Origin of the sequence: Acinetobacter sp. YH16042 (genome assembly GCF_013417245.1) — a bacterium.
Lineage (GTDB): Bacteria > Pseudomonadota > Gammaproteobacteria > Pseudomonadales > Moraxellaceae > Acinetobacter > Acinetobacter amyesii.
The window spans coordinates 24160-46412 of record NZ_VPEJ01000006.1; the positions used below are offsets into that span (position 1 = coordinate 24160).

The 22253-nt window shown below is 40.1% G+C and carries 20 protein-coding genes; 8 read left to right on the forward strand and 12 right to left on the reverse strand.

Annotated elements, in window-relative coordinates; genetic code table 11:
• Positions 1 to 4: 4 nt before the first annotated feature.
• The 3 genes from atpB to FTV37_RS06240 form a co-directional block, all read right to left on the reverse strand.
• Entirely contained in the window at positions 5 to 880 is an 876-nt protein-coding gene (atpB, locus tag FTV37_RS06230; RefSeq protein ID WP_078191478.1) for a F0F1 ATP synthase subunit A, read from the reverse strand.
• A 102-nt stretch (positions 881 to 982) separates the two neighbouring features.
• Positions 983 to 1381 carry an ATP synthase subunit I gene (locus FTV37_RS06235; protein ID WP_078194025.1) on the reverse strand — a complete coding sequence of 133 codons (399 nt, stop codon included), beginning with the start codon at positions 1379 to 1381 and terminating at the stop codon, positions 983 to 985.
• A 170-nt stretch (positions 1382 to 1551) separates the two neighbouring features.
• Positions 1552 to 2391 (reverse strand): metal ABC transporter solute-binding protein, Zn/Mn family, encoded by an 840-nt coding sequence (locus FTV37_RS06240; RefSeq protein ID WP_180022172.1) that lies wholly within the window; start codon positions 2389 to 2391, stop codon positions 1552 to 1554.
• A 139-nt stretch (positions 2392 to 2530) separates the two neighbouring features.
• Here FTV37_RS06240 and FTV37_RS06245 point away from each other — a divergent pair, with 139 nt between their 5' ends.
• The 3 genes from FTV37_RS06245 to znuB are packed head-to-tail and all read left to right on the forward strand — an operon-like array spanning position 2531 to position 4596.
• Entirely contained in the window at positions 2531 to 3028 is a 498-nt protein-coding gene (locus FTV37_RS06245) for a transcriptional repressor (RefSeq protein ID WP_078191481.1), read from the forward strand.
• Between the two features lie 2 nt (positions 3029 to 3030).
• Positions 3031 to 3792 (forward strand): zinc ABC transporter ATP-binding protein ZnuC, encoded by a 762-nt coding sequence (gene znuC / locus FTV37_RS06250; RefSeq protein WP_373683469.1) that lies wholly within the window; start codon positions 3031 to 3033, stop codon positions 3790 to 3792.
• 3 nt (positions 3793 to 3795) lie between these two features.
• Positions 3796 to 4596: a zinc ABC transporter permease subunit ZnuB gene (gene znuB, locus FTV37_RS06255; protein ID WP_180063293.1), complete on the forward strand. Its 801-nt coding sequence runs from the start codon at positions 3796 to 3798 to the stop codon at positions 4594 to 4596.
• 105 nt (positions 4597 to 4701) lie between these two features.
• Here znuB and FTV37_RS06260 read toward each other — a convergent pair whose 3' ends face one another.
• Positions 4702 to 5322, reverse strand: a complete 621-nt coding sequence (locus FTV37_RS06260; protein ID WP_180063294.1) for a LysE family transporter — start codon at positions 5320 to 5322, stop codon at positions 4702 to 4704.
• Positions 5323 to 5481: 159 nt separating this feature from the next.
• Between FTV37_RS06260 and FTV37_RS06265 the strand changes: the two genes are divergently transcribed.
• Positions 5482 to 6402: a Dyp-type peroxidase gene (locus FTV37_RS06265; protein ID WP_180063295.1), complete on the forward strand. Its 921-nt coding sequence runs from the start codon at positions 5482 to 5484 to the stop codon at positions 6400 to 6402.
• Between the two features lie 43 nt (positions 6403 to 6445).
• Here FTV37_RS06265 and FTV37_RS06270 read toward each other — a convergent pair whose 3' ends face one another.
• The 4 genes from FTV37_RS06270 to FTV37_RS06285 are packed head-to-tail and all read right to left on the reverse strand — an operon-like array spanning position 6446 to position 13299.
• Positions 6446 to 6979: a hypothetical protein gene (locus tag FTV37_RS06270; protein ID WP_180026144.1), complete on the reverse strand. Its 534-nt coding sequence runs from the start codon at positions 6977 to 6979 to the stop codon at positions 6446 to 6448.
• Entirely contained in the window at positions 6979 to 9408 is a 2430-nt protein-coding gene (locus tag FTV37_RS06275) for a hypothetical protein (RefSeq protein ID WP_180063296.1), read from the reverse strand. Before FTV37_RS06275 ends, FTV37_RS06270 begins: the two co-directional genes overlap by 1 nt.
• A 5-nt stretch (positions 9409 to 9413) precedes the next feature.
• On the reverse strand, positions 9414 to 9926 hold the full coding sequence (locus FTV37_RS06280; protein ID WP_171262675.1) for a hypothetical protein: 513 nt from the start codon (positions 9924 to 9926) through the stop codon (positions 9414 to 9416).
• Between the two features lie 10 nt (positions 9927 to 9936).
• Positions 9937 to 13299: a type VI secretion system Vgr family protein gene (locus FTV37_RS06285; RefSeq protein WP_180063297.1), complete on the reverse strand. Its 3363-nt coding sequence runs from the start codon at positions 13297 to 13299 to the stop codon at positions 9937 to 9939.
• Between the two features lie 232 nt (positions 13300 to 13531).
• On the opposite strand from FTV37_RS06285, the gene FTV37_RS06290 reads away from it, so the two are divergent.
• The 3 genes from FTV37_RS06290 to FTV37_RS06300 all read left to right on the forward strand — a co-directional run bounded on the left by FTV37_RS06290 (position 13532) and on the right by FTV37_RS06300 (position 17819).
• Entirely contained in the window at positions 13532 to 14686 is a 1155-nt protein-coding gene (locus FTV37_RS06290; RefSeq protein WP_180063298.1) for a methionine aminotransferase, read from the forward strand.
• 147 nt (positions 14687 to 14833) lie between these two features.
• The gene (locus FTV37_RS06295) at positions 14834 to 16201 is read left to right on the forward strand and encodes an MATE family efflux transporter (RefSeq protein ID WP_180063299.1); all 1368 of its coding nucleotides are present in this window, start codon (positions 14834 to 14836) and stop codon (positions 16199 to 16201) included.
• Between the two features lie 253 nt (positions 16202 to 16454).
• Complete coding sequence (locus tag FTV37_RS06300; protein ID WP_180063300.1) at positions 16455 to 17819, forward strand: LLM class flavin-dependent oxidoreductase; 1365 nt, start codon at positions 16455 to 16457, stop codon at positions 17817 to 17819.
• 164 nt (positions 17820 to 17983) lie between these two features.
• Here FTV37_RS06300 and FTV37_RS06305 read toward each other — a convergent pair whose 3' ends face one another.
• Positions 17984 to 18808: an ABC transporter ATP-binding protein gene (locus FTV37_RS06305; protein ID WP_078194037.1), complete on the reverse strand. Its 825-nt coding sequence runs from the start codon at positions 18806 to 18808 to the stop codon at positions 17984 to 17986.
• 45 nt (positions 18809 to 18853) lie between these two features.
• The gene (locus FTV37_RS06310) at positions 18854 to 19069 is read right to left on the reverse strand and encodes a molybdopterin-binding protein (RefSeq protein WP_067765474.1); all 216 of its coding nucleotides are present in this window, start codon (positions 19067 to 19069) and stop codon (positions 18854 to 18856) included.
• Between the two features lie 230 nt (positions 19070 to 19299).
• Between FTV37_RS06310 and FTV37_RS06315 the strand changes: the two genes are divergently transcribed.
• Positions 19300 to 20394 carry a sigma-54-dependent Fis family transcriptional regulator gene (locus tag FTV37_RS06315; protein ID WP_180063301.1) on the forward strand — a complete coding sequence of 365 codons (1095 nt, stop codon included), beginning with the start codon at positions 19300 to 19302 and terminating at the stop codon, positions 20392 to 20394.
• A gap of 173 nt (positions 20395 to 20567) precedes the next feature.
• On the opposite strand, the gene FTV37_RS06320 is transcribed toward FTV37_RS06315, so the two are convergent.
• On the reverse strand, positions 20568 to 21398 hold the full coding sequence (locus tag FTV37_RS06320) for an ABC transporter permease (protein WP_180063302.1): 831 nt from the start codon (positions 21396 to 21398) through the stop codon (positions 20568 to 20570).
• 20 nt (positions 21399 to 21418) lie between these two features.
• The gene (locus FTV37_RS06325; RefSeq protein WP_078191496.1) at positions 21419 to 22252 is read right to left on the reverse strand and encodes an ABC transporter ATP-binding protein; all 834 of its coding nucleotides are present in this window, start codon (positions 22250 to 22252) and stop codon (positions 21419 to 21421) included.
• Between the last annotated feature and the right edge of the window lies 1 nt (position 22253).

Sequence of the window (22253 nt, forward strand, 5' to 3'; positions counted from 1 at the left end):
ACCATTAATGCTTTTCGCTAGCCATACTCATATATACGATAGTCAACATCATGAAAATGAATGCTTGTAACGTAATAACAAGAATATGGAAGATCGCCCAAGGCACAGACAACGCCCACTGGATCCAGAACGGTAGTAATGCGATCAAGATGAAGATCAACTCACCCGCATACATGTTACCGAACAGTCGAAGAGCCAATGAGATTGGACGTGCAATAAAAGTTACTAATTCAAGAATAATGTTTACTGGAATAAGTAATGCTTTTAAAACTGGGTTACTTGGGTTAAATGGGTTAAGTGCAAATTCTGCACCGAATCCGACAAGACCTTTCTCACGGATACTATAGAAAATAGTTAACGCAAATACTGATAATGCCATACCCAAGGTAATGTTAGGATCAGTAGATGGAACGATTTTGAAGTAAACGTGGTGAGGATCCATACCAAACACGTTAGCACCGATCAATTGAGCTGTATAAGGAATCCAGTCAACAGGGATCAAGTCCATCAAGTTCATGAGGAAAATCCACACGAAGATGGTCAACGCTAACGGCGCGATTAAGCGCGATTTGCCATGGAAAGTGTCACGGACACTTGAGTCAACGAACTCGATAATCATTTCGATTGCAGACTGGAACTTGGTCGGAACACCAGAGTTTGCAGCTTTCGCTACAACCCAGAACAACAAACAGAAAACAATACCAAGGCCAATAGACCAACCCATTGAATCCAAGTGAATAGCAGTGAACCCCATCTCTTGAGCTTCTTTAGCAGTCTCAGCTAACTTCCAAGTACCATCTGGCATTTTGCCATAGGTCAAGTTAGTCAAGTGATGCTGAATGTACTCGGTCGAAGTAAGGGCATGTTCTTCAGCAGCCATAAATCACACCTGGTCAATGTCAAAACTAATAGAGAAAACGAATATCGCGTGCTGCCTGATATCTCGTTACTCTCCAAAAAACTTTTCAATTTTTTGTTGTGTTTACACTCGTTTTTTTAAGCGTGTTGCCCAAAAAGGAGCGACCCACGACATACTTTGTACGAGCATAAAACCACAAAACAATGCCACCGCTGACAACGGCTTGACATTGATCAAAATCAAAATGAATCCAACAATCACGATTGCAAACTTGCCCATTAAGCCACGATACATGTTTGACAGCACCTGTTTAGAGGCACGGGCACCAGCCGCACGAAACGACTGCCATGAAAAGTAGCTACTTGCTAGCCAACATACCAACGCACCCAAAGCTGCACTATATGCTGTGATTGTGTCTTTAAGGACCCAACCAATCAGGGCTGAAACAGGAATCATTACTGCTTGTAAGATGACTAAAGCTTTCGCTAATCGTCGATCAATCATGCGACTAGTTCGACTCATTTTTGTTCACTCACAGCAATTCTGCTTGACAAGTTTAACTGATGATTATTTTTAATCGCAGGCATTATAGAGTTACACCCCTTAACTTGCAATCTTTTCCCGACCTTAGTCGTGTTTTTTTAAATTGGCAAACTGCTTTCAAACTAATCAATAGTTGTTTATTTTTTACTTTACTTTCGTGCATTTAGTGTGCATTTCAGGGTTTCATCAGCCAACATCTTCCATGCTGTTACAAAATCCCCTGCCCCACTCATCGTTTCGTCCACCGGCTGAAAGACGATGCCACCGAGCTTTTGATACTGATTTTGGCTGGCATGTGCTTCTGCAAGTAAGCATATTTTTGGCTGCGCGCGATGGTCTTTCAGGTATTTGATTTGTGCCAATGTCGGTGCGACATGTGGATCATCGGTCAACGCACCGGTAAATTTCAAATTCAGTGAGCGCTCAAGATATTGATAGGCATCGTGGTAAGACCAGTAAGGCTGAGCACGGCTCGACACATCTGTTTTTTGGGCTGTGATCAAGAGTTTCTGCGCAAATGCACGCGCATTAGCCCAATATTTTTCACGATGTTCTGGAAACTGTTGTGAACGTAAAGCAGCAATAAAAAAGCCGATTCGAACCGCATTGTTTGGTTCAAGCCAGACATGTGTATCGATTGTGCCTTTTAATGCATTGCCACGAACATCCCGCAAAGGCAACGCACTGATAATGCCTGAGTCTAAAATAGCGATACTTTTGCCACTTTCATCCAACATTTTTGCTAAAGGTGCTTCGTGTGCATGGCCTAACCATAAAACCAAGTTGGCATCTTGCACGGTTTTACGGTGTGCAGGCGTCAAGCTCACATCATGTCCAGATTGATGGTCAAGCAGTAGTTTGGGCTGCTCTACGCCCTTAAGTACATCCTTCGCGATTAAATAAATCGGTTGTGTAGAAACAACGAGACCTTGCGCCCAGCTCATCACACTGAATAAAGCCAAACTACAAAAAAGAAATACACGGGACATGGGGAGAGAGCACCATAAAATGAATAGTGTTATAATATAACAAAATCGTAAAAAAACCTACGTCTGTTCGTAAGTCCTTACGCTTCATGTTAAGATTTAAAGTCTTTTTCTTTATACAGTTTCGTACTCGAGGTTGGCTATGAGCGCATGTTCACACGAACATCATAATGCTTTGCATGGTGTACACGATCATCATAATGTCGAACAGCGCCTTGCTGAAGCTGAGAGTCTCTGTAGTGCGACGGGTGCTCGACTTACGCCCTTGCGTAAAGAAGTATTGGAACTGATCTTAAATGCAACGGGGCCAATGGGCGCTTATGACCTTTTGGCTAAAATCAAAAGTGAGTCTGACCGACCTGCAGCGCCACCGACGGTATACCGTACGCTGGATTTTCTGCTTGAAAAAGGTTTGATTCACCGTCTAACGTCGATTAATGCGTACATCCCGTGTTGTCATCCGCGCGAAGGACATCAAGCCGCATTCCTGATTTGCACCGATTGTAAAATAGTCAAAGAAGCATCTGCTCAAGGCTTGATGGCGCAACTCGATGAATTGTCTGCATCCGATGGCTTTACTGCACATCACAGTATTATTGAAATTTCAGGGATCTGTCAGCAGTGCCGCAGCAAACACTAAATATGAAGCCCATTGTGGCTTTAGAGCATGTTCATGTCCGAATCGATGAACGTGACATTTTAAAAAATGTAGATTTCGCCTTACACGAAAAAGAAATTGTCACCTTGATTGGTCCCAATGGTGCAGGCAAATCCACACTCATCAAAGTGTTATTGGGTATTGTAAAACCTGTATCTGGTAAAGTGATCAGCATACAAAAATTAAAATTCTCATATGTGCCACAAAAATTTAATCCATCACACAGCTTACCGCTACGTGTGTGTGATTTATTGGCATTAGAAAAATGTGATGCCAGCATTAAGCAAGAAATTATTCGTGATACAGGCATTGCCAAGTTACAACAATCTAAAGTTCAGCAACTATCGGGCGGCGAACGTCAACGTGTATTGATTGCACGGGCTTTATTGCGTCAACCGAATGTATTGGTTCTGGATGAACCTATGCAAGGTCTAGATATCCAGTCTGAAGCGGAACTGTATGACTACGTGCGTAGCCTGCCTGAAAAATATGGCTGTGCAGTTTTGATGGTCTCTCATGATTTACAGTGGGTCATGCAAGGAACACATCGTGTGGTTTGCCTCAATAAGCATATTTGCTGTAGTGGCTTGCCTGAAAATGTGCAGCAACATCCTGAATATCAAGCGATCTTTGGGACAAACCGTGTGTTCTATCAACACCATCATGATCACTGTGCGCATGGCGATAGTGCAACGCCTTGCCAGCATGACTCTCGTCCCCATATTCACCCTGAACCGGAAGCATAATCCATGATGGAATGGCTACAACTCCTTTTGCCAGCATGGATCATGGGCACTTTGCTGGTGTTCCTGACTGCACCCCTCGGCTGCTTGATGCTTTGGCGTCGCATGTCTTTTTTTGCAGACACCATGGCGCATGGCACTTTACTCGGTGTCGCCATTGCCGGTGCGATGAGTCTACCGCTTTGGACAGGCGTTACATTGATTGCACTTTTATTAGTTGCAATCTTATGGGTGTTACACGATCCACGCTTACCCAATGACGCTTTGCTTGCGCTATGTTCTGCAACACTCCTGTGCTCAGGCTTACTCTTCATACAACATTTGCCAAGCTTAAGACCTGAATTACTCAGCTATTTATTTGGCGACTTGCTCACCATTTCTTGGTCAGATTTGCCTGTCTTTGCAGTGGTGATCATTGTGGCACTGACCGTGCTTCATAAAAGTTGGCAATCACAGATTCAGATTGCCATTGACCCCGATATTGCGGTCAGTGAAGGTGTCAGCGCCAAATGGCAACGTCTGATTTTTATGTTGTTACTGGCCTTATTTACCGTATTGGCTTTACGTGCTGTCGGCTCATTGCTGATGGGTGCACTGTTAGTGATTCCTGCATTAACCGCTCGTTTATTGGCAAATTCTCCGAAGCAAATGGTACTGTGGTCTTTCATTATTGCACAAGTCGGTGTGACCGTGGGGTTATGGTCAAGTGCTGGTTTAAATACTTCTACAGGACTAACCATTGTATTAACTATGGCACTGCTCTTTGCCCTAATTTTTATCCTACAAAAATTTAAGAAAGTGGCTTAAGTAGCAACGTTCATTGTTCAATTCGCGACATATCAAAAAAAAGCCATGCAGTTGCATGGCTTTTTTTGCACGTCAAATACGATGCTCAGAATCATCTAACTGGATTTATTGATGCACCAAACTCAATAAACTCGCCGCACAAGCAAATAATACCGCAAAGGTTCGATTCAAATATTTTTGTTGTTTGGGTGATTTTAATAATCGCAGTACTTTTGCAGCGAGACCGGTATACCCCGCCATGACAATCAGATCGATGCTAATCATCGTTGCAGCCATGATGACATATTGAATCCATTGGGGTTTGGATAAATCTAAAAACTGCGGCAAAACTGCCAACAAAAATACAATCGCTTTAGGGTTGCTCATATTGACCAAAAAGCCATGTACAACTAATTTTAAACGTGATTTATTGGGTAAATCTTGTTGGATTTCAATTGACTCTGTTGGCGCTGTCCACTGTAAATAAGCCAAATACAATAAATAGACCACTCCAAACCATTTCACGATCAGAAAAGCCCATGGTGTCGTCGCAAATAAGACCCCTGCCCCAGCTGCAACAATGGCGATCTGAACCAAAAGTGCCAATTGCAGGCCGATTGCATTCCAATACCCATGCTTAAACCCATAATTCAAACCACTCGACATAGACGCAATTGCACCTGCACCTGGGGAAACACTAATTACCCAACATGCCAACATGTATGCAATCCAGATTTGATAGGACATCATTAGCTCAAGTTTGAAATGGGTCTGTATTATATGACATTTACTCTATTTTCATGACAATAATGCACGCTAAAAGGCCAAATGAAGGCTACACTCTCAGCGCTGCTTAAGGCACAATATACACAGCCACTCAGAAATTATAATTTTTAGGAGCCATGAATGTCTGCTCAATCTGTAATTTTGCCATTACCCTCAGATCATGCTCGTTTTATTGTTTTACGTTTAAAAGATTTAACGATTAGCGAATTAAAAGAACAACTTGAAGACTTACTTAATACTCGTGATCGTCTGATTACCCAACATCCAAATGCACAGATTAAAACGGCTGTGGCTTTTGGACCAGAACTTTGGGCACAACTTTACAGTCAATCCCCGGCAGGCTTTAAACAACTTGATCCAATTCAAGGTTCATTTAACATGCCTGTAGCCCCAGCAGATGTATTTATCCATATTGCAGCACAGCGTACAGATATTTGCTTTGCGCTGAGCCAAGCATTCTTTGATGGTATTCAAGATAAAGTTGACGTACTGGATGAACGTGTGTGCTTCCGCAATTTTGATGGCCGTGATTTAACCGGCTTTATTGATGGTACTGAAAACCCTCAATTTCCAGATGACCGTGCTGAAACAGCATTATTAGCAGAAGATGCGGGTATTTTTGCTGATGGTTCTTTTGTCTTTGCACAGCGTTATGCACATAACTTAGATAAATGGAAAAAGTTAAAGGTAGATGCTCAGGAACATGTCATTGGGCGTACCAAACTTGAGTCGATTGAGTTGGATGAAGACGAACAACCTGAAAACTCACATGTATCACGTACCGTTGTTGAAAATGGTGAAGGTGAAGAACTAGCAATTTTGCGTCATTCATTGCCTTATGGCGATGGCCGCGGTGACCAAGGTTTGTTTTTTATTGCTTATACCCATGACCTCAGCATTATCGACAGCATGCTAGTACGTATGTTTGGCACCAGTGGTGACGGCATTCATGACCGCTTACTTCACTTTGTCACTCCTATGGATGGCGCTTATTACTTTGCACCGAGTGAAGAGTTATTGGAAGAAGTTTTGGAAGATTGAATAAATAAAGCCGACGAGAGTCGGCTTTATTTTTTAAAAATGCTTAAGCACAACCTTCCATTAAAGTTAGGTTAGTATCACCTACTTTTATACCTATAATTTTTTTGCTTTCGATATCATACCGTGTACCCTTTGTTTTATCATGATTCCAAATAATAATTGAATAATCATTTTGAGATTCACCATATGGATTTATTTTTTTATCAATCACTGAATTCTTATATTTTTCATAAATTTTACTTTCTTCATCCCCTACTTTAATTCCTAGATTCGTAGAAACTCCGAGTTGATTTGAAGAAATTACAGAAATTTTATTATTAAGAACTTGAAAATCCACATCGGATTTTATTTTTCTATTTTTAGCAAAAAAACAATTATCTACTCTACTATTTTCAATTTCAATAAATTCATCGTTAATTCTTTGATTTACTTCAACTCCACCAAAACCATTTTCTGTAAATATAGCATTTACATTATCATTTCGTATAACTTCAACTTCACTCTTTGATTGTTCTGTGCATGCTATTAATAAAAAGTATATTAAAAAACTAATAGTAAAAACTGATTTCTTTTTCATTATAAATCTTCCACTTTTGGAGAAAAGTCATGTAGATGAATATGATGATTATGATCTTTCCATGACTGCGAATGAGGCAATAATGCATTTTTTTTAATTTTCACTGGATGTGAGCCAAACAATTTATAGCCAAATTTAAATAACTCTTCAACAAAAGCGACATTTTTATTCCAATCAAAATGATCATGAGAAGTATATGTTACTTCTGTCATATGTCTATTATTAATAGCTATATATCTAAAATCACCATTTATACCATTCAAATGACTTACACTTTCACCTGGGGAACCATCCCTACAACTAAATCCAGATCCAATATATTCGGCATAACCCAAATTACACATAGCACCAAGAACTGCAGACATTGATAATCCTGATAAATAATACCGACCATCACCACTAATAATATTCCACTTATAACCTAAAGATCCACTTTTGTAATATTTATGTTTACGTTGATCAATCAAATATGTATTACCACCTGCCTTAACACCTTTTGATTGCCATTTATCAGCCACTACAAATTGAGACTTACCTAAATTATAAAATCTTCCCGCCGAATCATAGTAAATAAATTCTGCATAACCAGTAGCAGCCTTATTTTCACGCTTAATCTTACCATCATGGTAAATATGATAACGTGTTGTATCACTTGTAGGTGGAGATTGATTACTAACAGTTGTTAGTGGCTCACCGCCATTTTCCGTGTATGTATTATCTTGAATAGGCTGATTTTTTTCAGCCTCTGATTTTGCTCTTTCTGCCTGTTCTTTTGCTTCTTTTTCCTGAGCTTCTAGTTGCTTTTTTCGCTGCATTTGGTCAGATTTTTTCTTGAGTTCATCTGCTTCCTTACGCTTTTGATCGGCAATTTCATATAGCTTTGAAGCTTTTACAAATCCCTCATTAACTTTAAAATGCCTAATTGGTATTCCTTTCAGAACACGGAGCTTCTCTAGCTCTTTATTTTTTATTCCAAAGCCAAAAACAAAACCCAATAGCATTTTAACACTAATATCTCCATTACTATCTGTTCTTTTCGCAATTTGCTTATTTCTATAAAAAATACTTACTAAGGTATTTGTTACATTTTCATTATTTTCTTTAACATTAATTTTAAAAAAACATACAGGTAATTTAATTTTAACAGTCTGATTAGATAAAGACTGTTCAACTTTAAAATGATGTATCTTTTGACGTTGTCCAGCTCCAGATACTGAAACCTCGATATCTTCGCCTACTTCAGCCACTACACCTTTTTTAGTCCCTGATGAATCTGCTGTATGCTTTTTTATATTCCCTTTATAAGTTAAGTAAAAACCCATATTAGAAATAGCTTTCTTTGTATCCTCTTCTATAATTTGAATATTAAAACTCACATCTTTTATATTACCAGTAACTACTTCTTTTTTTTCTTCAGATGTATTCTGTTCATTTCTTACTTCTTGAGGTGTTTTATTAGACTGAGGCTTTGATTGAGGCGTATTATTTTCTTCTAAATTCGCTTGAAATATTGAAACATCAAAATCTTTTAAGGTTGCAATTTGTTTTTGATCAGCTTTTTGAATAATAGGATTAGATTCTTTACCATCAGCTACAATTTTAATCTCAGTTGATGGGTGTCTAACAATGACAGGGAGACTGCCATTTTCATCACTTTTAACCCGAACCTTCGTCTCTGCAGAAAAGGATTTTCCTGAATATATTGAAACAACTGTAACTTCTTTATTTATTAATGCCTTTTCATTTTTATCTTTTAGATTTATATATATTTTTCGATTACAACACTGCTCTAAATCAAATCCACCAAAGTCTTGAATATATTTTTTAATATGTGTTCCATTACCATCTGTTTGTTTATGACTAGAAAATTTTGAAACACCTAGAAAAGCCCCCAAACCTCCTATACCAACCAAATGCATGCCAGCGATAACGCCAGACTCATTAATCTCTACACCTTGAATCACCCGACCAAAATGCTCATTTAAATTATTATTTCTAATCTGTTTACATAAATAATTAATCCATTCTTTTATTACTTCATATTGAATATGAGGATTATTCAAAAATTCAAATTTCGAATTTATATTTTTTTTACCTGACCAATGTCCTGACCAATTATTAGAGTCAAATTGATTCTTCCAATTTTCATGCAAAGCAGATCCTTTCTTTGCCTTTTTAATATCTTCATAAGAGATCCCTTTATCACCTAAATAATATCCTAACTCATAAAGTGCAGACTCCCCCCATTGAAATAAACCCAAATATCCAGCATCATTAATTTTTTTTGCACACCATAGATTTATTGGATGATTTAATGACAAAGATAAATCTGATGAGGATTCTTTAAAGCTAACCGCTTCAATAAAACCCGATAAATTAGTTTCAAAATTTCTAGTAGTACCATCCTTAAAAGTGATTGTTTTTTTCATTATTATTACTCTTTGTACCAATCATTAGCTTTATATTTTTCCATACTTACAGATGTATTATTTTTTAAATAGCTGTTAAGTATAAATTTTAATTCTTGATCCTTACCAACCTGATTGCAACTTAAAACTACTGACTGATCTTTACTATTTATTTTTCTAAAATATGCAAAAGCATTTTTTTCATCATAAATTAACCAAACATTGTGCCCATATTCTTTGTATTCGGCATTATAAATATTATATATTTTTTTATTATATGATATTTTTTGACACTGTCCTGTTGATAACCATTGTGATTTATTTGTTTTTAAATTCAAATCATTAATTACTTGCAAGCGATTTAAGCTACTTTTATCTCTACCAAAATTCCAAATATGTTCACATTCAACTTCCTCAAGCACCTGTATCTTTTTAATTGGCTGATTCCAATAACTCATACAGTCTTTCGAACTTTCCGCATATAACGTTGAGCTATTTAAAAATACAACTATAGCTATTATTTCTTTTAATTTTTTCATAAACTCACCCTTAAATTCCAAAACTCTTAAAATCATCTTCTAAATTATTATCGTCATCAATTTCCTCAGCATCGTGATTATGATCATCTTCATGACCGCCACAGCATGCTTCACCTAAATTATCCTGAGAAACATCTTCCTCCATAAGAAATAATTTATCCGAATCAATCTCAGATTTGCCTAACAGTCTTATTTCTACATTGTCAGGATTATCACTAAAGATTCTTTGAGTACGTGCATCTTTGTCAAGCAGGCCTATAAATTCCGTATTTTTATTTTTATTTATAACTTTATATTTAAATCCATCTTCCAATAATTCTTTAGAAATTAGATCTTTAAAATCAAATCTCCGACTAAAAACCCCACTTTCAGGCAGCTTAGGCAATTGTGCATTTACAGTCGCTCCTCCCACAAAACTATGCTGCCCCGCCTTACTCTCAAACTTGCCGCCTGTCGTGGTAAATATTCCGCTGCCATTAATTTTCAGTTGCGAGCCCCCTGCGGTCAGCACGATTTCTTTAGGACTTGTAATTTCAATTTTATCTTCCGTTGAAATGAGCTTAATCACCTTTCGTGCAATTGCTTCAATAGCATCATCTTGGGCTTGTAATTCAACTTTCCCTTTTGCGGCATAAGCACTCAGGCCCTTTTGAGCCGCAAACAAACTGATTTTGTCTTGTGCATGCCCGACAATATTCTTTTGAGCACTGAAATTAATCGAACCTTGGGCACTTTCTGCAATATCCTGCGAGGCTTGTAAAACAATATCTTCCGGTGTGGTAAGTGCAATACCATTGGGTGATGCAAGCAACATCAACGCTTGGCGGAATAATTTGCCTTGTTCTTGTTTTGCCGTTGTATTGGATTTTTCTAAACCTTGCGCATAGCCTTCCATAAAGCCTTGTACTTTTTCTAATGCTTTTATGGGTGTCATCGCTGGTGGTAAACCAAAACCACCATTATTCAACAAATCATCGGGGTTAAATTTGATGTCTTCGATCAATTTACCCACATCTTTTAATGCTTTTAATGGATCTTCTTTTAGGTTGCTTTTCAGACTTGCGATTCTCCCCTGAATCACATCTTTACCATTTTCTTCAATATGATCTATGACAGACTTTAAGTTATCAAAGGCATCTTCGGCATCATTAAAAAATGCTTTAAATTCTTTTACTGTACTTTTGACATCATGTGCGATTGAGCCCATTTCTTTGACAAAACTTTTACAGTTCTTTAACGCTGCCAATGGGTCTCGACTTAAATCCTCCTTGAACAAATTTAAAGTCGCTTTGACAGCTTCGGCAGTACTTTTGATTTCTAAAGAGTTTATTAACTTCGGCAAACGGTTAATCACATTCAATGCATCGGTCTGTTGCTTTACGGCTAAACCGCTCAGCATATTCATGCTCTGATGCCCTTGATTTAAAAGAGACTGAGCTTCAGCAGCAGCAAGATGATCGGCAACTGCTTTATCCTGCGCATAGGTACTAATGAGTAAACCTTTACCTGCACGCATTGCTCCCCAAGCATCCGTTCGCAGCTCAAAACCCTCACCACGGCCATGGCTACTGTCTTGTTCTTTAGGATGGCTAAGATTACCTAAATTCAGCTGTGTCGCTGCATGACTACTTTGTAATTGGGTACTGATCTGCCCTGTCGTGTCATCAAAGCGCAGTTGGTTAAAGCCTGTTCCCGCAACTTCTTGCGAGCGGATACCACTGAGTTTTTTGGTTTTAGGAAGTTGACCTTTGAGGTCAAACATGGTCTGAGATCGTTCAGCTTCATGTATTCGTCCTACTACAAAGGGACGATCCACATCACCCTCAAAAAAGTCGATGACCACGATCTCACCAATACGAGGATGGAAACGTGCCCCATAACCTTCACCCGCCCATGGAGTCAGTACATCGACCCAAGCCGAGTCACTGTCATTATCATTACTCCCTGCTCCACCATCATGACTGTGGTCATCGCTGCGGGTGAACGTAAACCGAACTTTGATACGCCCCCAAGCATCGACATAAATACTTTCACCTTCTGGACCGACCACTTTAGCCCGCTGTGGAAACGCAGGTGGCCGGTGTAATAAAGGATCATATTCAGGCACCACAGAAATTTGCCGACGGACCACATATAGGTCATTGGCCTGCCGTTCATCCCCTAAAGATAGCCAACGGCTCGCCGCAAGTAACTTTTCTAATTGAACCAAAATATCTTTGGGTAAATTGTTCTGGTTATAAAATGCTTTCCCCAGTATGAGAAATTCACGATCTGTCGTTTGATGTTGATCGATTTCAGGATGATTTTCTAATTCAAACCAATACCCAACTTGCGCATCCCGCACGCTACTGCTGGCGGTAAAATATTTGGCTTGTAATTCCTGATATTGATTGAGTTGCCGATTCAACTGATCCAATTGCTGTGTATTTGAAGTGGTCGCCTGATCTGTACCTTTAAGGTCGGTTGTCCAGGCCGAACTCATGGTCCACGCCTGCTCTAAACTTAAGGTTTCATTGTGCTGTTGCTCACTCTGTGCATGGGCGCTTAAGAGCGGATTACTTTGGTCTTGTGCCAATTGTTGAGCTTGCCAACGCTGCGTTTGAATGGTGGTCGATTGTAAAAAACGTTCTGCCACAAAACTGGTGATTGTGTCCAAACGTTCCGTGGCATGACTCCGATGAAAGCGAATTTTTTTCCGTTCCAAAGCACTATAAGCTTGATTGGTATCAATTAAACGCAGCTGCTGTGCTTGCATTGGTGCAGCCGAAAATGCAACAAATAACTCAGCTTCATCAATTAACCAATTGATCCCTTCACTGCGCCAAAGGCGGGTTAAAAATGCATAATCACTTTCATTCGCCTGCATGGTAAATGGACGCACATCATAAGTACGTGCAAGCCCCTCTAAGTTCAAGCTTAAACTGGCAGCAAACAGCGCACTTTTTTTCTGCCATTCACTAAAAATAATCTCGGTCATCTCCCGTACCGATTTGTTCATAAAGACACGGCTGTTACGACGCTTATGCCAGAGTGCTGTCGCATCCTCAATCACCAGTTTATAAACGGTCAGTGCACCATCACTTTGACCTTGGCTAGCCCCAGTAATCACACCAGTCAGGCGACTGAGTTGTCCCAAATCTGTCACTTGATCGACAGCCACTCGGCCGCCTATAAACTGCTTTAAAGCCAGATGAGCATTGGTCGAGAGACAAATAATTTCCGCACGAAAGCCTTGATTAATACGGTGTTGACCTTCAATCCGTTGAATAAAAACTTCAGAATTTAGATGTTCATTTGAGAAATGAATGTGTAGCGCACGTTTCTGTACGCTAAAGCCAAAGTTTTCCACCATGGCGTGAATATTTTTAAGCATTGTTATTATGTATTTAATTTTTTTTAATGACGGCATTTTAGGAAATGTTTATTTTTTCGTCTACCCTATTTTGCAAATAATTTGTTGAATTCTTCTTTTTGGCTTTTACATCACTTTAGGATTCAAGTGAATAGGAACGTCAATACTGGATCAATTTTGCTGATCTAACTTTTCGCAGCCGCTGAGATGCTGCTACACTCAAAATGCAACCTATTAAAAATTTTTAAGCTCCATGATCACAATTGAATCCAAACTGCCTGCACAAGGTGTGACTATTTTTAGCGTCATGAGCGCAATGGCGCAGCGTCTAAATGCACTGAACTTATCTCAAGGTTTTCCTGATTTTCCTGCACCTCCAGCACTGTTAAATGCGCTAAGTGATGCGACGCAACAGGGTTTTAACCAATATGCACCCGGCGATGGACTGATGCATTTACGTGAGCAATTGGTCCAACTGTTTGCCCATCGAGACCAATTAAATATTGACCCTCACACCGAAGTGACCATTACCCCGGGTGCAACCATTGGTATTTTTAGTGCCATTCAAGCCGTGGTTCATGCGGGTGACGAAGTGATTATTTTTGATCCGAGCTATGACAGTTATGCGCCCAGTGTAAAATTGGTTGGGGCTCATCCCATTCACATTGCCTTAGAGACGCCCCATTTTACTGTGGATTGGAATCGTGTTGCCGCTGCAATTAACCATAAAACCCGGATGATTATTGTCAATACACCGCATAATCCAACAGGTGCTATTTGGGATCGTGAGGACTGGCTCAACTTGATCGAACTGATTCGAGATAAAAATATTATTGTGCTGTCGGATGAGGTCTATGAGCATTTAATTTTTGATGGTCGTCAGCATCTATCTGCTTTGTCATTTCCTGAGCTGCGTGAACGTAGTTTTGTCGTGGGTTCATTTGGTAAAACTTTTCATGTCACAGGGTGGAAAACTGGTTATTGCATTGCAGCGCCAGCCTTGATGCAAGTGTTTCGCCAAATCTATCAATTTGCAAATTTCTGCGGTGTTACGCCCATACAAATGGCATTGGCTAACTTTATGGCAGAACATCCTGAGCACATTGCTGAATTGGCACATTTTTACCAAGCTAAACGTGACCGTTTCAATGCGGGCTTAAGCCACTCTAGATTTGAGTTGATTCCATCGGCAGGTACCTATTTCCAAAACCTTGATTACAGTGCCATACGCCCAGATTTAAGCGATGTGGAAATGTGTCAGTTGTTGGCAGAACAACATAAAATCGTGGCGATTCCTGTCTCAGTGTTCTATCAAAAACCGCCGGAAAATTTACGCTTATTACGTTTCTGTTTTGCCAAACAAGATGCCACCTTAGATCGAGCTGCAGAGATTCTCTCCGCAATTTAAAGCAGTATCTGCCCAAACGTTTTTTAAAAGAGACATGTAGAAATAATGAAGCCTTGGTTACTCAAAAACTAAGGCTTTTTTGAATGCAAACATGATAGTGTTATCAGTAACTTAAAATCATAAAAAAGCCGCGTCTAGGACCTGAGCATGTCAAAACAACAGTCCCTCGTTACTCAGCAAAATTTATGGAAAACGTTTTTAGTTTTTCTGGTGCCTTTGATCGCCACCAATATTTTGCAGAATTTATCTGGGACCATTAACACCGTTTTTGTCGGTCAGATGCTTGGGGTGCATGCCATTGCAGCGGTTGCGGTATTTTTCCCGATCTTGTTCTGTTTAATGGCTTTTGTGATTGGACTCTCGGCAGGCGCAACCGTGTTGGTAGGTCAAGCTTGGGGCACACAAAACCTTGAAAAAGTTCGTACTGTGGTGGGTTCCACCCTGTTTATGACCTTGATTGGTGGCAGCATTATTGCCTTTTTAGGGGTTATATTTGCCAAGCCCATTTTATTGGCCTTAGGCACAGCCCCAGACGTGATGCATTTATCTTTGCCTTATGTGCAATGGATGCTTGCCGGTAGCCCACTGCTCTTTATTTATATTATTTATACCTCGATTTTGCGTGGGGTCGGTGACAGTACAACACCGCTGATTGCATCGGGTATGACCATTGGTTCAGGGCTGATCATTACACCAATACTGATTGCAGGAAAATTTGGATTTCCAAGTTTAGGTATTATTGCCCCTGCCATTGCCAGTCATATCGGCTTTTTAATTGCTTTGGTATTTTTATATTTCTATTTAAAAAAGAAAGATCACCCGCTCAAACTCGACTTCGAGTTGATTCGTCATATTCGCCATCAACATGATCTCAGCAAAATTATCTTAAAACTAGGCATTCCTACGGGTATTCAGATGGTCACGACCTCTGTGGCCGGTCTCGTGATTGTCGGTTTAGTGAACCGCCATGGGGCTGATGCCACTGCTGCATATGGCGCGGTCAATCAGGTTTTGAACTATATCCAATTCCCCGCCTTGTCCATCGCGATTGCGGCTTCTATTTTTGCCGCGCAAGCCATCGGTTCGGGTCAATTTGAATTAATTAATCGCGTGAAACGTACGGCCATCGGGATGAATTTCATAATTACTGGTATCTTGGTGGCATTGGGCTATTTATTCTCTAAACATTTAATGGCGCTGTTTATTACAGATCCTGAAGTTGTGATTCTCGGTCAAGAATTGCTGTTCATTGTGCTTTGGTCGATTTTATTTTTTGGTGCCAGTGCTATTTTTGCTTCCATTATGCGGGCTAGCGGAACGGTGACCGTGCCGATGATTATTAATATTATGGCGATTATTTGCATTGAAGTGCCGTGTGCCTACCTATTTAGTGAATGGTGGGGCTTAAAAGGCATTTGGTATGCCTATGCTTTGGCTTTTGTCAGCTTATGTATTTTACAAGGGCTGTATTACCAACTGGTATGGAGACGAAAAGCCATCAAAGTATTGCTATAAAGTTTGCTAATAGCGTTCAATCCAATCCGCAGCTTTGCATCTCAATATGGGGAATTTTGTACAGATTCATGCATAAAGTTTGCTGTTAAACTGCTGTTTATATTTCAACATATAGCTTTATATCCTGTTGATTTATCTACAATTAGAACCAATTAAAATTAAAAATTGCATATTTTCAAACAATTACGATTTGGCATAGATTTTGTTCTTATCCCTTTTATCTTTTAAGAATAATTGGGATGAGAAATTTTTTATGTCTAAACGTCAAATAAAGCTTGGGGCTTTTATTCCAACCACCTCACAGCATGTCGCGGGTTGGCGCCACCCTGAATCTCGCCCACAAGATCATCTCAATATTGATTATGCAATTGAACTGGCAAAAACCGCAGAACGTGGTCTATTTGATGCCTACTTTCTTGCCGATGGTCTGTCTGTCCGTTGGAGTTCTGCTGTCGAAGGTGAGAAAGGTTTGGGCGATAAAGGCGTCGGCTTTGAACCCGTCACATTGTTTGCAGCCCTGTCGGCTGTGACGCAAAATATTGGCTTTATTGCCACAGCGTCCACGACTTATGAAGACCCCTACATTTTGGCGCGAAAATTCGCTTCTTTAGATCATATTTCTAAAGGTCGTGCTGCGTGGAATGTAGTAACGACAGCCTCTGCCGATGCCGCAAAAAACTTTAACATTCAGCAGCACCCTGAACCCAAAGAGCGTTACGAACGTGCCGATGAATTTATTGAGGTGACTCAAAAACTTTGGGACTCATGGGAGGATGATACCTTCCATTACAACAAAGAAACTGGGCAATTTTTTGATGCCCGAAAACAACATCAGCCCAATCATCAGGGCCAATACTATCAGGTACTGGGTGCTCTCAACGTCTCTCGCCCACCGCAAGGCTATCCCGTGATTGTACAAGCGGGACAGTCTGAAGATGGTCGTGAACTGGCCGCCAAATATGCCGAAGTGATTTTTACAGCACAGCAGAACTTAGCAGATGCGCAAGCCTTTTATCGTGATGTCAAAAACCGCTTAGTGAAATATGGCCGCCATGCAGATGACCTGAAAATTATGCCGGGGGTTTCGATTTTTGTTGCCAAGACAGCACAAGAAGCCCAAGAAAAATATGACTTTTTAAATAGTTTAATTCACCCAGAAGTGGGTTTAAGTTTATTGTCTGCTTTGGCAGGTGGCATTAATCTGGCCAAATTTGATCTAGATGCCCCTTTCCCGAAAATAGAAGATGCAGACATTAATTTCTCCAGTCGTCAGCAGATGATGATTGATATTGCCCGGAAGCACAATTTTAGTATTCGTCAGCTCTATCAATATATCGCTTCAGCCCGTGGACATTGGACCTTGATCGGCACGCCTGAACAAGTCGTAGACCAACTGCAGGAATGGTTTGAGAATGACGCTGCCGATGGTTTTAATATCCTACCGCCAACAACACCTGCGGGGTTAAATGACTTTGTCGATCTCATCGTTCCTGAACTGCAACGTCGTGGTCTATTCCAAACGGCTTATGAAGGCAAGACCTTACGAGAAAACTTAGGTTTAAAACGACCTGAAAACCAATATGTTTTAGAAAAAAGACATACCTCCCAAGCCTCATAAACCAACGTTTAATAAAACTGAAAAACAAATGCCTCAACAGGGGCATTTTTATGGACTGATATTGATCCAACTTAAGCGATGATCATACTGACCTATATTTGATAAGCCTAAAAAAAGCCCTGAATTCAGGGCTTTGAAAAGTTTAGGTGATGGTCAATTCAGACTTACCATGCAAATTTATAATCGGCAAATCGGTGAGATAAAGGTTCAAGCAACTGATCTTTTACTGGATCACTAAAGTCAGTCAAAATGTCATTTTTAATATTGGTCAGACGGACATCTTCGCGTTTACGCGGATGGGCTAAATGAATATCTACAATACGTTTAATTCGTCCCGGATGCGGCTGCATGACCACCACTCGATCGCCCAAAAATACCGCTTCTTCGACATCATGGGTGACAATAATCATGGTGATTTTTTCACTTTGCCAGATTCGCTGTAATTCATCCTGTAAATTTTGCCGCGTCAATGCATCGAGTGCGCCAAAGGGTTCATCGAGTAATAAAATCTGTGGTCGATTCACCAAACTACGGGCAATCGCCACACGTTGATTCATCCCACCAGACAACTGCGAAGGATAAGCATCTTTAAATTGGGTTAATTTGACCAACTCTAAATGTTCATCAATCAATACATCTTCTTCTGCACGGCTAAACTGGCTTTTATGCAATGCAATCCGTACATTTTCCCGTACCGTCAACCATGGAAACAGGCGATGATCTTGAAACACGATACCACGTTCCAAACTCGTGCCCTGTATAGGCTGACCATCAACCAAAATCTGGCCCTGAAACTGACGCTCTAGACCAACCAACAACCGTAATAATGTGGATTTTCCGCAGCCACTACTTCCCACAATACTAATGAACTCACCCGGCTGAATATTCAGGTTAATGTCCTTAAGTACGGTTAAGTCTTCTTGCTTTTGTGTGGGATAATGTTTCGTTAGCTGCTGAATAGAAACCGAACCAGCTTGTTCTACGCTCATATCATTATTCTCTATTTGTGCTGACAAACTTTGCTGGACTAAACCTTAGAGTTTAGCCAGTGACACTTCCGTCGATTTAATTAACACCACTACCTCTGAACCTACTTTTAAGTCTAAATCCTTCACCGAACGCGTCGTGATCACGGACGTAAAAAAGCCCGCTTTGGTTTCCACATCAATTTCTGAAACCACAGGACCCTCTACGATTTCATTAATCACGCCTTTGAATTGGTTTCGCACATTTACTGAAGTAATCGCCATTTTAATTATGCCTTTTGTTATTTAGAGAGCTTTACTATAAAACAGTTCAATCACTTGCTATATCTTGATTTATCCTTTAGTTATCCCGATTTTATTTATCTTAAAATCAGATAAATAATCCACGCATGAATTTATCGGTGAAACTGATATTTAAATATCGAATTATTATTTATCTTTTATTTTTAAATCTTTCATCATGATCTGCATTTTCAACAACTATAAGAAACGATATGTCTATTTTGACCCACCCTGCAGTGCCCTCTGCACTGAAACATAAACGGGCAACAGCGACCGTCTTTGCAGACCCGTTATCGCAAGCGTTGTTGTCTCGAATTGAACAAATTGCACCAAGTGAGGCCAATGCACTCATCATTGGTGATACAGGCACAGGTAAAGAATTGGTTGCACGCCAAATCCACCAATTAAGCCATCGTGCCAAAGGTCCATTTATCGCAGTGAACTGTGGTGCCTTTACCGAGTCATTAGTCGAAAGCGAATTATTTGGACATGAAAAAGGAGCCTTTACAGGGGCAATTAATAGCCGTGTCGGTTGGTTTGAAGCAGCCCATAATGGCACCTTATTTTTAGATGAAATTGGTGACCTGTCCTTGCCTATGCAAGTCAAATTACTCCGTGTTTTACAAGAAAGAGAGATCGTTCGAGTCGGCTCACTAAAATCCATTCCGATTAATGTTCGGATCATTGCCGCAACCAATGTCGATTTAGAGCATGCAGTACAAGAAGGACGTTTCAGGGAAGATTTATTCTACCGCTTACATGTGGCGTTGCTACGCATTCCACGTCTCTCAGAGCGTCGTGGTGACATTTTGCCTTTGGTTAAACACTTCATTCAGGTCTATCAAACCAACCCACATGACACACCATTACGCCTCAGCCAACTAGCTCTCAAAAAACTCAGTTTACATAGTTGGCCGGGCAATATTCGCGAATTAGAAAACACCATTCAACATGCGATTTTAGTCAGTGAAAAAGGTGTGATTGAACCAGAAGATATTAGTTTTTCGAGTATTCAAAGTGCATCGTCGTTTTCGCGTGCTGAACCCTTTAACTTACACAATGCCACCTCAGCTGTAGCTAATATCAAAGATATTCAAGATGCAGGACAGTTACTCGAGCAAACCTTTTTACAAATTTTTCAAGCCGCAAATCAACTCAAACAAGACAATATTAATGAGCTGATTGAAGAAAAATTTATCCGAAGTGCGTATCAGCACTGTCAGTACAATCAAGTGCATACGGCTCGTTTGCTTGGAGTGACAAGGAACGTGATTCGTACTCGCCTAATTAAATATGGCTTATTATAAATAAGCCATATTTTTATTTTCTCCACATTAAAATAATAATCCAGAAAAAAACTTCCAATTAAATATTCATCCACATCATTCTTTATTCATTGCATTATTTTAAATATAAAAAATCAGCAATAAAAAACCTCGGTATATCCCGAGGTTTTTATTTAATTTCCATTTCGTCTAGATTATTCCACAGGGGTACGTTTCCATGCTGTAAAGTATTTTTCTAGTCCAATCAAGAAATAGTTAAAGGATAAGCCTACGAGGGTAATGACTAATATGCCTACAAACATTTGTGGAATTTCAAAGCTAAATTGCGAATAAATAATCAGATATCCCAGACCTGCTTTGGCACCAAACATTTCTACTGCCACTAAGGCCAAAATAGAAATTGCCCCTGCCAGACGGATACCGACAAAAATCGTCGGAATCGACGCAGGCAGAATCACTTTTCGGAACAATTGATAGGGTTTTAGGCCCATGGTTCGTGCCGATTTAATCAGTAAGGGATCGACCGTTTGTACGCCTGTAATGGTGTTCAATAAAATCGGCCATGTGCATGCATACACCAACAGGCTGATTTTTGAAGTTTCACCAATACCTAAAAATAAGATGAACAGCGGCATTAACGCTAGTGCTGTGGTATTTCGAAACAATTCTAACAATGGATTTAAGGTTTCAGCCACGAGCTTGTACCAACCAATGATGAGACCCAAAGGAATAGCGATCGCTAGGGCCAAAATGAAACCAATAATTGAACGCTTTATACTGGCCAAGAAATGGATGCCTAATTGACCGCTTTGATATAGCTGCCATGTAGTTTCCAATACCACAGATAACGGCGGTAAAAAAGCCGGATTGACCACACCACTCCGCGGCAGAATCTCCCACAGCAAGAAAAAAGCCACAATGGCAATGGTGCGTTTAAAGACCGTGTTTAACCATGTGAACTGTAGTCGGGGTTTAATGTCGTTATAGGTTTGCGTATAACTGATGGCTTGTTTAGTCGATGACATAAATAAATCCTCTGAATATTTTAGTTATGTGCAAGCTGTTTATGTTTTTCGAGGGCTTGCGCTTTAATCACTTCTTCACTGAGCAAGGACCAAATTTTATGGCGAATTCGGCCATATTCAGGCAATGAACGGACATCTTCACTCGAGCTGCGCAAGCTTTGCGGAATTTCAATCACTTCCTTAATCCGCCCCGGTCTTGAGGTCATAATCGCCACGCGCTGACTCAGATAAATCGCTTCATCAATACTGTGAGTAATAAAAACGATGGTTTTTTTCGAGCTTTTCCAGATATTGATCAACTCGGCTTGCAAGGTTTCTCGGGTTTGCGCATCCAAGGCAGCAAAGGGCTCATCCATCAATAAAATTTCTGGTTCATAAGCCAAACTTCGGGCAATCGCAACCCGCTGCTTCATCCCACCCGAGAGTTCATTTGGATAATGCTTTTCAAAGCCACTTAAGCCCACAAGCTGCAAATAGTATTCGGCTTTTTCACGGCGTTCTTTTTTTGCTACGCCTTTGGCTTCTAGACCAAATTCAATATTTTCCAGTGCGGTTAACCATGGATAGAGCGCATATTGCTGGAACACAATGCCACGGTCTAAACCCGGTTGAGTAATCTGCTTGCCACTCAGTAAAATCTGCCCTGCAGACGGTTTGGTTAAACCCGCAATTAAGTCTAATAATGTAGATTTTCCACAGCCACTTGGCCCCACGATTGAAACAAATTCACCCGGCTGAATATCCAAAGTGACATTTTCTACGGCAACAAATTCAGGCTTATAGTTTTTACTGCCGACATGGTTTTGTGCAGGAAATACCTTACGCACGTGATCTAAATGTAATGCACTGGTCATT